Origin of the sequence: Oribacterium sp. Sow4_G1_1 (genome assembly GCF_052116105.1) — a bacterium.
Taxonomy (GTDB): Bacteria; Bacillota; Clostridia; order Lachnospirales; family Lachnospiraceae; genus Oribacterium.
The window spans coordinates 1-11,715 of record NZ_JBQKLS010000020.1 but is presented as its reverse complement, the minus strand read 5'-3'; the positions used below and the strand labels follow the sequence as shown (position 1 = coordinate 11,715).

The 11,715-nt window shown below is 52.1% G+C and carries 12 protein-coding genes and 1 pseudogene; all 13 read right to left on the bottom strand.

Features of this window, described 5'->3' with window-relative positions; genetic code table 11:
- Nucleotides 1-120: 120 nt before the first annotated feature.
- The 13 genes and pseudogenes from ACTQ52_RS10815 to ACTQ52_RS10755 all read right to left on the bottom strand — a co-directional run bounded on the left by ACTQ52_RS10815 (nt 121) and on the right by ACTQ52_RS10755 (nt 11,598).
- Nucleotides 121-1,617 (bottom strand): peptidoglycan D,D-transpeptidase FtsI family protein, encoded by a 1,497-nt coding sequence (locus tag ACTQ52_RS10815; protein WP_441227412.1) that lies wholly within the window; start codon nt 1,615-1,617, stop codon nt 121-123.
- A 12-nt stretch (nt 1,618-1,629) separates the two neighbouring features.
- The gene (locus ACTQ52_RS10810) at nt 1,630-3,066 is read right to left on the bottom strand and encodes an FtsW/RodA/SpoVE family cell cycle protein (RefSeq protein WP_441982626.1); all 1,437 of its coding nucleotides are present in this window, start codon (nt 3,064-3,066) and stop codon (nt 1,630-1,632) included.
- A 10-nt stretch (nt 3,067-3,076) separates the two neighbouring features.
- A complete protein-coding gene (locus ACTQ52_RS10805) occupies nt 3,077-4,276 on the bottom strand; it encodes a hypothetical protein (protein ID WP_441982625.1) in 1,200 nt (399 codons plus the stop codon).
- Between the two features lie 194 nt (nt 4,277-4,470).
- Nucleotides 4,471-5,109, bottom strand: a pseudogene (locus tag ACTQ52_RS10800) (RNA-guided endonuclease InsQ/TnpB family protein); the annotation flags it as partial.
- 38 nt (nt 5,110-5,147) lie between these two features.
- The gene (locus ACTQ52_RS10795) at nt 5,148-6,629 is read right to left on the bottom strand and encodes a recombinase family protein (RefSeq protein WP_021903914.1); all 1,482 of its coding nucleotides are present in this window, start codon (nt 6,627-6,629) and stop codon (nt 5,148-5,150) included.
- An 84-nt stretch (nt 6,630-6,713) separates the two neighbouring features.
- Nucleotides 6,714-6,887, bottom strand: coding sequence for a hypothetical protein (locus ACTQ52_RS10790; protein WP_021903913.1), 174 nt, complete (start codon nt 6,885-6,887; stop codon nt 6,714-6,716).
- Between the two features lie 109 nt (nt 6,888-6,996).
- Entirely contained in the window at nt 6,997-7,197 is a 201-nt protein-coding gene (locus tag ACTQ52_RS10785; protein ID WP_021903912.1) for a hypothetical protein, read from the bottom strand.
- Between the two features lie 351 nt (nt 7,198-7,548).
- Complete coding sequence (locus tag ACTQ52_RS10780; protein ID WP_022512595.1) at nt 7,549-7,959, bottom strand: sigma factor-like helix-turn-helix DNA-binding protein; 411 nt, start codon at nt 7,957-7,959, stop codon at nt 7,549-7,551.
- A gap of 346 nt (nt 7,960-8,305) precedes the next feature.
- Nucleotides 8,306-8,494: a cysteine-rich KTR domain-containing protein gene (locus ACTQ52_RS10775; protein WP_138341027.1), complete on the bottom strand. Its 189-nt coding sequence runs from the start codon at nt 8,492-8,494 to the stop codon at nt 8,306-8,308.
- 9 nt (nt 8,495-8,503) lie between these two features.
- Nucleotides 8,504-9,289, bottom strand: a complete 786-nt coding sequence (locus ACTQ52_RS10770) for an ABC transporter permease subunit (RefSeq protein ID WP_022512594.1) — start codon at nt 9,287-9,289, stop codon at nt 8,504-8,506.
- Between the two features lie 13 nt (nt 9,290-9,302).
- A complete protein-coding gene (locus ACTQ52_RS10765; protein WP_022512593.1) occupies nt 9,303-10,094 on the bottom strand; it encodes an ABC transporter permease subunit in 792 nt (263 codons plus the stop codon).
- Nucleotides 10,095-10,105: 11 nt separating this feature from the next.
- The gene (locus ACTQ52_RS10760; protein WP_022512592.1) at nt 10,106-10,993 is read right to left on the bottom strand and encodes an ABC transporter ATP-binding protein; all 888 of its coding nucleotides are present in this window, start codon (nt 10,991-10,993) and stop codon (nt 10,106-10,108) included.
- Entirely contained in the window at nt 10,990-11,598 is a 609-nt protein-coding gene (locus ACTQ52_RS10755; RefSeq protein WP_022512591.1) for a TetR/AcrR family transcriptional regulator, read from the bottom strand. Before ACTQ52_RS10755 ends, ACTQ52_RS10760 begins: the two co-directional genes overlap by 4 nt.
- Nucleotides 11,599-11,715: the final 117 nt, after the last annotated feature.

The following is an 11,715-nucleotide window of genomic DNA, read 5'->3' as shown; positions in this document are numbered from 1 at the left end:
CTGGATGGTTTCGGCGCGCTGATGCTGCGCCGTTTTATTTTCACATTATACGCCCTCGGGCGGACGGAGAAAAGGACTGAAATGCACGAAAGCTGTGCCACAGGCACAGCTTTCATCATCTCATCCTCGCTCTTCGAGCCAGTAGTCCAGCACCTTCCGGGCGATCGGGGCCGCGGTGCGGCCGCCGGTTTCGCCGTCCTCGACGACGACGCAGATGGCGATTTCCGGGTGCTCGTACGGCGCGAAGCCGGTGAACCAGGCGGTGGTACTCTTCTCTCCGTTCTTCACGACCTCGGCGGAGCCGGTCTTGCCGGCCGCCTCGTAGTCCGCCTTCCGAAGCACCGACGCGGTACCCTCGGTGACGACGCGGCGCATGAAGCCGCCGAGTGTCGAGGCCTCCTCCGCGCTCATCAGCGTACGCTTCGCCCCCTCGCCGAAGGTCTTCACGACCTTGCCGTCCGCGGACTGCACCTGCCGGAGCAGCGTCGGCTCGACGAGCACGCCGCCGTTCGCGATCGCCGCACTGAGGATGACCTCATGCAGCGGGCTCATCATCGTGTCGCCCTGGCCGATCGCGGTCTGCATCAGCGTCCATGGGTCGGCATCGGCGGCGAGCTTCAGCCGGCTCTTACTCGACGTGATGCTGATCGGCAGATCCTGATTAAAGAGCAGCGCATCGCCGGTCTCCAGCAGCTTCTTCGGATCCGTCAGCGTACCGATCTTCGAAAAGGCCGCGTTACAGGAGTTCGCAAAGGCCGACGACAGATCCTCGCTTCCGTGGGTCTCGCCGCCATAGCAGTGCACGACGTAGCGCTCGTCCGCCGGATCCTGGTACTCGCCGTCGCAGTCGAAGTGGAAATCCTGCCAGTCGTTCGGATGCTCCCGCATATACTCGAGCGCCATCACGATCTTAAAGGTCGAGCCCGGTGCATAGAGCCCCTGCGTACAGCGGTTCAGCAGCGGTGCCGCCGCCGACTGATTATTCACGATGTCGTCCCAATCCTCGACGATGGTGTTCGGGTCGAAGCTCGGCTTCGAGGCCATCGCGAGGACCTCGCCCGTCGTCGGATTCACGGCGATCACCGCGCCCTTCTGGTCTCCGAGCGCGTCATACGCCACCTTCTGCAGGCCGGCGTCGAGGGTCGTCACCACATTGTCCCCGAGGCTCTTCGTCTCCATGATCTCATTGACCACCTGCGTCACGGGGTTCGCATTGGACTGCATCAGGTAGAAGTTCGCGAGCGCCTCGAGGCCGGTCTTTCCCTTCGTCGAGTAGCCGACCGCCTGCGCGAACACGCCGCCGAACGGGTACTGCCGCGTCTCCGTATACGCGCCCTCCGGATTCACGGAGCCATCCTGATTCACACGGGTGTCCGTCACCGCCGTCTGCGCGAGCACCTGCCCGTCCGCGGACAGAATCGCGCCTCGCACGAAGCGGTCGTTGAAGACCTCCATGCGCGGGTTGTACGCGTTGCCCATGAGGTCCTCCGCCTGCCAGCCGATGAAGTAGATCATGTAGCCGATCATCGCGAAGAACAGCAGCGCGAAGAAGTAGATGAAGCCCACGATATTTCGATTTGATTTCTGCTTCCCGGAACGGGATTTCTTTTCTGACATTGTCGTCCTCTCCTACAGGTCTAAATCTTCCGCAGAAACCTGCTCCGACGCGTAGGCGTCGTTCTCAGCATTGTCCTCCTCCAGCGCCTCGTCCTCGTCGTCCGGCGTCTCCTCGTACTCCTCCAGCTCCTCGAGCTCGTCCGCCTCATCCTCGTTGCCCTGGATGATGTAGAGCGCCTGGATGATCGCAAAGACGATGAAGGCCGAGACGAGCGACGAGCCGCCGTAGCTGATGAACGGCAGTGTCACACCGGTCGACGGGATGAACTTGATCGCGCCGCCGATCGTGAGGAAGGACTGCACGATGTACTCGATCGCGAGGCCGACCGCCACGAGCTTGTAGAAGCTGTCCTCCATATAGGTGGCGATGACCATCATCTGCATGAAGCAGCCGAGGCACACGAGGATGATGCAGATCGCGGTGATCGCGCCCATCTCCTCGGAAATCGCCGAGATGATGAAGTCCTTTTCGACGATCGGGATGCGGTTCGGCATACCCTGGTAGAGACCGAGGCCCGCGAAGCCGCCGGTGCCGATCGCGAAGAGCGACTGCGTGATCTGGTAGCCCCTGTCGTCGATGTCCGCCCACGGATTGATCCACGCGAACACACGCTTCCGCACGTGTGAAAAGGCAGCGTAGCTGAACACCGACGCGCCGCCCATCGCCGCCGTGCCGAGCACGAGGTAGAGGCTGCGGTTCGTCGCGATGAAGAGCATCACGAGGTACGCGAGGCAGAAAATCAGCGCGGAGCCGAGGTCCTTGCAGGCGACAAGCACCAGCACATGCGCAGCCGCCACCAGCGAGCTTAGGACGATGTCTCTGAATTCCGTCGCGCGGCTCAGCATGCCGGCCATCGCCAGCACGAAGGTGATCTTCACGATCTCCGACGCCTGAAAGGTGAAGCCGCCGATCGAAATCGACATCTTCGCACCGTAGCTCGTCGCGCCGATGATCAGCACGACGCCCTGCAGCAGGATGCCGAAGGCGGCAAAGGCAGAGCGCCAGCGCACGAGGTCCCAGATTTTATCGATGAGGTACGGGATGACAAGCGTGAGTGCCGCTGCCCCGACGATGATCACGAACTGCTTCATCGCCTTCGACGCATCGAGGCGTTCCAGCATGATGAGTCCGTAGGTGAGGAAAAACACCGTGTTGTTCAGCAGCAGCCGGTTGATGTTCCGGTAGAGCCGCTGCGCCCCGAAGGTGTACAGCAGGAAAAACGCGAGCTGCAGGAGGTAGAACCACACCGCGCTCATGTCCGCCGTCTTCAGATAGATGATACAGTTCATCAGAAAATGAACCAGCAGGATGATACGGAGCTGCCAGTCGCAGAGCGGGTCCGCGTCCTCCTGGTCCGGGATGGACAGATATCGGAAATTGCAGTAGGTGTAGAGCACGATCAGCAGCAGCTGAATGTACTTCGACGCCGTGATAAAAAGATTAATCATGATTCATCCTTCACTCGATCCCGTGACGGAAATGCCCGCGCGTCATGCTGCGCGGCACCGCGCCCTCGAGCACCTGCCGCACCACCGCTGCCGGCTCCACCGAGAAATCGTAGCGCAGACACTGCGGCTGCAGCGCGCGCACCTCATCCGGCAGATCATAGAGCACGAGCGGCTCGGCATTAAATATCTGATTGTAGCAGTACGTACAGTAGCAGCGCACCGGCATGTCCTTGCCCATACGGTCGCGCAGCTGCAGGATCCGGTTGCCGTGATCACAGCGCGCACTCGTCCGCTGTATACAGTTCGCACTCACCATCATCGGCAGATGCCCGTAGATCATCAGCTCGAACGGCAGCTCGCCGAGGCCAATGCTGTCGGCTTCTGCGTCAGCACCCGCCCGCGCAGCTGCCGGCACCGGAGTGCTCTCTCCTTCGACGGCATCCGCATTCGTGCCGCGGGTGCCGTCGGCACCATGGACACTGCTCCGAAGTTTCTCCCGAAGCTTCCGGCACTCGTAGTACGTGAGCTCGATCGGATAGGTGAGTCCGTCGGCACCGAGTGATACCAGCGCCTGGATCGCTTCCTGATTGTAGCCGTATACCGTATAGTCGAAGTTCCGGCGGATGCGTGCCCCGAGCTCCGGATGCGCCCCGAAGAAATCCTCGAGCAGCATCGCCTCATCGAGGTTCCGCACCAGAAGAGCATCTGGGAGACGCTCCGCTTTCCAGAGTCCGCTCAGAAGCTCGGCGCTGTTTTCCGCCTTTCGCCCGTTCGCGTCGAAGTCGCGCTCGATGCGGCGTAGGCGAAGCCCCGCCTGCTTTCCGGCGGCATGCACCCGCCGGATCAGTGCGGCGAAATCCGTGAAGCAGGCTTCGTCGAGGTACACGAGCGCGACTGCGTCGTGCTTCAGCACCTCCGCGAGCTGCGCCTCCGTCTCGACCGTCACCGCCACCGGCAGCGCCCAGTCACGCGCCGCGACTCCGGCCGCCGTCCATGCCACCGACGTGTGCTTTATCTGCGCCCGTTCACCCGCGCGACGGTTCTCACCAGGCGCACTGTCCCCACCGCGCTTCGGAGCTGCACTGCGCTCTGTCCTCGCATGGTCGTTTCTTCGTCCGGTTTCGGTCGGCTTTTCTCTTCGACCCGCGGACGCCGAAGCATGCTTCCGCTTATCTATCTGATTGTGCTGCGTATATTCTCTGCGAGCCACGTAAAATCTGCCACTCAAAATGTGATTAAATATACTCACATCGAGATGTTGTAAGTTCTCACAAACATTACTTACTGCTTCATCGTATATGCTTTTGCAATCTGTAGGCAGATATGCTACTCACAAGTTCTTGTACACTCCACAGTCGTCAATTCCCGAAATAGCCTTCGGTACATACTTACGCTTGCGTTTATTTATGCAACTTCGTAAGTCGTAGCATCTCTCAGATTAAGTGCAGCATTGAAATCTCTATCTTCAACATAGCCACAATCGCATTTGTAAATTCTATCTGAAAGTTTTAAATCTTTCTTTATAGAACCGCAACAATGACATAGTTTAGAAGAGGGATAAAATCTATCTACAATTCTTAATTCAATACTATTTTCATCACATTTAGCCTTAAGTTTTGATCTAAATTCATAAAACTTTTGTGATGCAACAGCTTTAGAAAGATGCCTGTTCTTCATCATGCCTGATACATTCAAATCTTCAATCGTTATGTAAGATGGTTTGGTTTTCACTATCTCAGCGATTGTTTTATTGATGTAATCAGTACGGATATTATCCAGTCTATGATGAAATTTCTGTACTTTGAGCTTTTGCTTTTGTATATTTGCTCTTTGAGTGGACTCTCCTTTCTTTAAATATTCATACTTTCGGGAAAGACTTCTCTGTTCCCGAATCAGTTGTTTTTCAAGTTTTTTTAATCTTGCAGATTTGTTAATGTTCTTATAAGTTTTGCCATTAGAAACAATGGCAAAATCCTTTAATCCAAGGTCAATTCCAATTCCTTCGTTGAAATTATCGACTATCTTGTTATTCGGGATTTCTAACTATTTTTTACAAGGGCATAATGCCAAGTGAAAAGGTTTTAGATTTTCCAGTGGATTGTAACACTCTCACTGGTAGCGTCAATCTGTGATATAAGTATATCAACCACCTTGCGCTTATCGTCAAAGCTCACGGACTCCCAATCATCAAGATAGCCCGTAATGCTATCAATCTGTGAAGCGGAAACAGAATTAGCGGTGAGGTCTGCGACCAGCCGGAGCTGTTTCTGCCGTTCCGCATCCAGTTCCTCAATGCGGGTGTTTGCGTATTGCAGGAGAAGCGGATTAGCGCCGGACAAAGTGTCCAGAAGTTTCTCGATCTCGCTTTCCGTCTTTGCAAGGGCGACACGGGCGGCGGTCAGCTTCGGATTATAGCTTTGTTCCTTGCCGCCTTTCAGCGTGTGGAATTTCCGCATCTTCTTAACCATCTCGCCGTAAACAAACACCTCCATGCTTTGCGCGGTCAGCGTACCGGCTCCCTCGCAGCTCTTATTGTCTGCCCGTTGTTTGCACCGCAGGTAGGTGACACCATTTCTGGCGTTCAGACTTGCCAGGGCATAGCCGCAACGTCCACACTTGATTTTCCCGGCCAGCCATGTGTTATGGCATTTCCGGCCATTCTGGAATGTGGTGTTTTGTGAGAGCTTGCGCTGAACGGTCAGCCAGAGCTGGGAGGGGATGCGCCCCTGGTGGGGAGCAATCACGAGGATCGGCTCCTCGCCCTCGCGCCCTTGATATAGATAACAGCTATTGTCCCCTGTGAACATTTCCGGGGGACTTTCGATTTTTACGCCCTGGGCCTTGAAGTATTCGTAGATGTCCATATCGGCCTGGACGTAGACGGGGTTTCTCAGCAGTTGAGCAATAAACCCACGCTTTAGGGACTTGTCATAAACCTTGATGTCGTTCTCGGCAAAGTACCGGGATATGTCGCCGTAGGAATTGCCCGGCTCCGCATACATTTGATACATCAACTCGGCAAAATCCATTTCCGCATTTTCCACCAGCTTCTTTGTCTTGATCCCGTCCATGACGATGGGCTCGGTATCAAAACCGTATGGCGTCCGGCCCCGCATATAGTAGCCTTTGGTACACCGGGAATAGAAAGCGTCCTGCACACGCATCTGGATGCTTTCACGTTCAAGCTGGGCAAAGACAATGCAGATATTGAGCATCGCCCGGCCCATCGGCGTGGAAGTGTCAAACTTTTCTGTACAAGACACAAACTCCACATCATACTGCTTGAACAGTTCCATGAGCTTTGCAAAGTCCACGATGGAACGGCTAATCCGATCCAGCTTGTAGACGATCACCCGCTTAATCAGGCCCAGCCGGATGTCCTGCAGAAGCCGCTGGAAGTCGGGACGCTCAATGTTCTTTCCAGAGTAGCCCTTGTCTTTGTATTCCTTACCCTCACCGCCTTTAAGCTCATAGCGGCAAAATTCAAACTGACTTTCAATGCTGATACTGTCTTTTTTGTCAATCGACTGCCGCCCGTAAATTGCATCTATTCTACTATCCATAATTAGCTCCCTTCCGTTAAACGGGAGCCAACCTACAATTATATTGTACCTCTGCCGCCCCCTTACTACAAGGATGACTCTGGCCTACCCCCGCCCGGCATATTTGCGGAACACGTCAAACAGCCGACGCTCGATCTCGCGGTTGCGCTTGTCCTGTTCCTGCGGGGAAAAAACGGGGGTGAGATTTTTGACGGTGATCGTGCGATCTCCGAGTAAAGCAGTTTTGATTTCACTTTCATATTTGACCTGTGCCTGCATAAAATCCCTCCCATACAATCAAAGAATGTCTTGAAACATGGCAAAGGCCAGCACCGGGAAAGTGCTGGCCTTTGGCCGGATATGTACCTCTGGACAAAGTGTCTGGAAGTTAGTAGGGGCTCCGTTCGTAGTAAGCCTCGGCCTCCTGCAAAGTGGTATAGTCGAATACCTCGTAAAGCTCGACCATCACCTGTTCAATGTCGGACGGCTTAAAGCCGCACCGCTCCATCGCGGCGATGACGTACCCCCGGCAGGCATCGTTGCTCCACGGCTGGGAGAGCAAAGCCGCCAGTTCTGGATCATAATTCATAGAGCGTTCCCCCTCTTTCTTGATAAATTAGGGAGTGCCGCGCCCGTTTCCTTGACCTGTCCAAAGACAACCATACTCGGCGCGGCATCCCCACGCAACGGGGAACGGCGGCCCGGAGGGACAGGCGGCCAGCCTGTCCACTGGCGGATCGTGGCCGTGGGTTGGCCCGGCCCACCTGCGGCGCTGGTGTTTGTCGCTCGTTCTCCGTGGAGAGAAGTCACCGCGCACCCGCCGCCCGGCTCCCCGCGCTATGCTCAGGGCCGCCGCCGTTCCGTTGCGGAGAGGTTTATATTTCCCTCTCTAATAACCAAGACATTTTTACATCAATTCCAAGTGGGGAAACAGCAAAAATCAAAAAGTTTTTTTCATGCGTTCCAGGCCCCGCTTGATAGACTGGCGGACGGACTCCTCATGCACACCATCAGCCTCAGCAATCGCTTTGATGCTTATGCCAAGAATGATGTGAGCGTCGATCCGGCGGCCCTGGATCTCCGGCAGGGAATTGAGCGCGTTCCACAGCCGGATAAACCGCTCCTTGAGTTCCAGGACTTCCTGGGGCGTGGGCTCATGCAGGCAGGCGGAGTATTCGATCCCGTCCTCACAGTCCAGGGAATACTGCGCTTTGTGCCGGGTGAGCCGCCGCTGGTAGGCCGCTTCATAGCGGACGCTGGCCCGGAGCGCCTCGGCCACTTCCTCGGTGACTTCGATAAACTGATCCTGTATGTACCAGTAATAAAAATCTTTCAGATTGATGGTAGTCATAACTTGTCCTCCATTTCGTTTTGGTCGGGTTGATAGGAAACGAAATGGAGGGCTGGTGGAGAGCGGCACCCAGGAGAGCCGCTCCGTACCTTGGGACACTTTGTCTCGAAGTACGGACAGCAAAATGCGCCTGCACGACATAAAGCCGCACAAGCGCATAAATCGATATATTTACTTACATTGTAACAATTTTCGCAACCACGGTTAAAATATCCTTGTCCGGGGCCCTGGCTTTTTTTGATAAATTAGGGGGGCGGGCAGAACAGAAAGACACAGCAATACCTCCTTAATCGGTTGCCGTATCTTTCAAATAGAAAGAGCCGATAACCACATTCTTTTTTGCGGGTTATCGGCTCTGCGTCTGCGCGTCTGGCTCTGTGATAACTAAAATTTCAAATTTTTCTACAGTAATTAGAGTTTCCTGTCTGCATTTAGGGCAAAACAAAGGGAAGTTTTTTAATTCCGTATCCAGCCGCAATTTGATACGAGTTTTACTGTTGCAGACAGGGCATAATAGCCATTTGTAGCTATCCATATAGTTTGTTCAAATCTCTCTGGCCGTCCAAATTTTTTGAGCTGCGACAACAGAACCAATCACAATTATCATAGCCAACAGGAAGAATGAAATATAGATTCCTCCTGCTGCCACCGTGTAAACATCAAAGTATTTTAACGGCGTTAAATAGTACATTGCTGGAACTTCAAGATATTCAGCGGCTATGCTGATACCATAAAAAGCTAATAATATTCCCGTTCCCAGCCGTACAGCCCCTTTGTAGGATTTCGCCAGACCGGAGATCAAAAGCGTAATTGCAAACAAGGTCAGCTCTGTTAAAAACAACCCTATTGTGGTAGTTAGAGCCGCCTCTCTTTGCTCCAAACCTCCCAATGGCAAAATAGCGGTAAAATAATTACACAGTCCACTAAATGCCGCAAGTACAAACAAATTACATATACTGGCGACTACTTTTCCACAAATAACCGTGTTACGACTCACTGGCTTTGTAAATAAATATTCCGCAGTCCCTTGCGCTCGTTCTTTTGCCACGCAAGACACGCCAAGATAGACCGCATAGCTGTTTGTCAGCATCGTAACCCAGTAATAAATACAGCCGTACCAGCCCAAAGCAGAGGTTAGGTCACCGCTAACTCCAAACATGGCTATCAAGATTTTCGGGAAATCTGAAATCAGACCAGTTAGTTCACCCAGGCTGTCTTTTAAAGACAGATATTCAAAGTAAGCGAAGCCACATAAGACCAAAACGATCCCCATCCAAATCAGCAGCATTTTTCTTGTCAAACGAAATTCGTTTTTTATCAACGCATTCATTCGTTTCCCCCCTTTACACCGCCAATGCGATATCCCGTTTCAAGATTTTCTTGTAAGCCAAAATGATAAAAGCAAACAACAGGAGCAGATACCAGAGCATATAGTCCCAAGAATAAGCCCCTGCATCGTGAATTTCTGACGGACTGAAAAAGGAAAAGGGCGATAAAAAGCCGATTGCCCGGATGCTGACAGTCCTTGAAAAAGAGGTAATGCAATATTCCACAAACACGACCAGCCCAGCCGTTAAAAGCGGGGAACGATTATTGGGATGGAATATTCCGACCATCAATCCCAGCAGTGCGAAAAAAAGCGTAAGGAGGACAAAGGAGCCTACCACCAACAGGAATTCTCCCACAGGAAATCCAGGGCGAAACAGCATCATCGTCAAAAATGAAGCCAGTAGATAAGAAATTCCTGTCACACATACCCCAACAAGCGCACACAACATTTTCCCCTTGAAGATCATCTGCCGTCCACAGGGTTTTGTATATAAATATTCCGCTGTGTTTTCCGTACATTCTCCTGTATGTAACGACAGACCAAGGTGCATTCCGAAGACTCCGCCGGCAATCATAAAAAAGCCTGTAAGGAACGAATACATCCCCAGCGGCTCCATCAACAGCGTCAGAGAAACATCAAGCGTTTCCCAAAAGCCTCCCTGTGTAAAGCCTGATGGCAGAGTCCCCGCAGTTTCAATCATGTCATAATAAACGGGTGTCATGGAAAAAATACATACCGCAAGGGCGGCAGCCCAAATCAGAATATAATTTCGTGTTCGTTTCCATTCAAATCGAAAAATCAACATAGCGGCCCTCCTTATTCGTAGTAATGGAGAAATATTTCTTCCAATGACGGTTCCTCAATCAAAATGTCCTCCAGTTCCAACTGATGGAGCTTTTCCATGATTGTCATAGAGCTTCCGTTGAACATAAAGGATACAGAAGTTCCTGCCTTGTCCTGCTCAAAATTAGCTGTGCCGGGGATAGAGAAGAAGTCCTCTGGAATAGCACTTTTAGCAGTCAAGGAGATTTTCTTATAGCCGTTCTCCCGCAAGGTTTTCATAGATTGAACGCCGACCAATTTCCCCTCCCGGAGGATAGCTACCCGGTCACAGAGCCGTTGCACCTCACTCAAAACATGAGAGGACAGGAAAATAGTTGTACCATGTTCATTTTCTTCTTTCAGCAAGTCATAAAAGGTCTGCTGAATCAGCGGGTCAAGACCGCTGGTAGGCTCGTCCATGATAAGCAACTTTGGAGATGGGAGCAAAGCCGACACGATACCTACTTTTTTCTTGTTTCCTAAAGATAGATCACCGATTCGCCTGGACAAATCCAAATTAAACCGCCCCGCTAATTCTTCCATTCGGCGGTGACCGTCCACGCCATATAGTTCCGCCGTGTAGAGGAGCATTTCTCTCACTTTCATATTGTTGTAATAGCAGTTTTCGCTGGGGAGATACCCCACATCCTTTGCGATACGGGCAGGCTCCTGACTGCAATCCAGCCCGAAGATGGATGCACTTCCGCTGGTAGGCTTCAACAGGCCCATCAAGGCGCGGATAGTCGTAGACTTCCCAGCGCCATTCGGGCCGATAAAGCCGAAAATCTCGCCCTGACAAACGGAAAAGCTGATGCCCTCAACCCCTCGATGTCTTCCATAACTTTTTGTAAGTTCATTTAAAACAATCACTGGTTCATTCATGGCAGATATTCCTCCTTGTAAAAATTGTATTTCAGCATTTTTAAGATTTTTTCAAACTCTTTCATAATACCGTCATAATCTGATCCGTTCTCCAACTGAACTGCCATGCCCTGTGCAAGCATCATAAACATCCGAAACACCAACAGCGCATCCTCTGGACGCTTGAATTTCTTGCAATCTTCCTCATGCAAGACCAGCGTCTCTACAAACTTTTCGCTTGTCGCAGAAAATAAAGCATCTTTTAATTCCGGTATTGATTCTGCTGCTGCGCTTGCGATAAACGATGCAATATGCGGGTACTTTTTCAAGTTCTCAACTTTCATAACACTGGCTTCCCATACACGATCAAAAAAGTCTGTGTTCAAATCCAGTGTGCTTGCATCATAGGCCTGCTTCATTTGGGCTATGCAGTAGTCGAGCAAATACTGATAAAGAGCCTGCTTATTTCCAAAATACTGAAAGACAGACGCTTTTGAGATACCTGCCATTACCGCAATATCATGGATAGACGCTTTTTCATATCCATGCTTTGCGAAGCAGGCAAGTGCCGCATTGCGGATCGTTGCCTGTTTCTCTTGTGAAAGTGCTAAAAATTTTTCCACCATTATCCCCCTTGTATGATGATTCCAGAAGCTAAATCAACATTTTCCTTTCTTTTTGATTCTGTGGTTAAATACATTCAGATACTGTGGGACTTTTTATTATCCCCTGTAGCTCTGACT

What these genes read in the sequence shown, in the direction of transcription:
- ACTQ52_RS10815 (WP_441227412.1), bottom strand. Translation starts at nt 1,617, where the DNA reads ATGTCAGAAAAGAAATCCCGTTCCGGGAAGCAGAAATCAAATCGAAAT.
- ACTQ52_RS10810 (WP_441982626.1), bottom strand. Translation starts at nt 3,066, where the DNA reads ATGATTAATCTTTTTATCACGGCGTCGAAGTACATTCAGCTGCTGCTG.
- ACTQ52_RS10795 (WP_021903914.1), bottom strand. Translation starts at nt 6,629, where the DNA reads ATGGATAGTAGAATAGATGCAATTTACGGGCGGCAGTCGATTGACAAA.
- ACTQ52_RS10790 (WP_021903913.1), bottom strand. Translation starts at nt 6,887, where the DNA reads ATGCAGGCACAGGTCAAATATGAAAGTGAAATCAAAACTGCTTTACTC.
- ACTQ52_RS10785 (WP_021903912.1), bottom strand. Translation starts at nt 7,197, where the DNA reads ATGAATTATGATCCAGAACTGGCGGCTTTGCTCTCCCAGCCGTGGAGC.
- ACTQ52_RS10780 (WP_022512595.1), bottom strand. Translation starts at nt 7,959, where the DNA reads ATGACTACCATCAATCTGAAAGATTTTTATTACTGGTACATACAGGAT.
- ACTQ52_RS10775 (WP_138341027.1), bottom strand. Translation starts at nt 8,494, where the DNA reads ATGGATAGCTACAAATGGCTATTATGCCCTGTCTGCAACAGTAAAACT.
- ACTQ52_RS10770 (WP_022512594.1), bottom strand. Translation starts at nt 9,289, where the DNA reads ATGAATGCGTTGATAAAAAACGAATTTCGTTTGACAAGAAAAATGCTG.
- ACTQ52_RS10765 (WP_022512593.1), bottom strand. Translation starts at nt 10,094, where the DNA reads ATGTTGATTTTTCGATTTGAATGGAAACGAACACGAAATTATATTCTG.
- ACTQ52_RS10760 (WP_022512592.1), bottom strand. Translation starts at nt 10,993, where the DNA reads ATGAATGAACCAGTGATTGTTTTAAATGAACTTACAAAAAGTTATGGA.
- ACTQ52_RS10755 (WP_022512591.1), bottom strand. Translation starts at nt 11,598, where the DNA reads ATGGTGGAAAAATTTTTAGCACTTTCACAAGAGAAACAGGCAACGATC.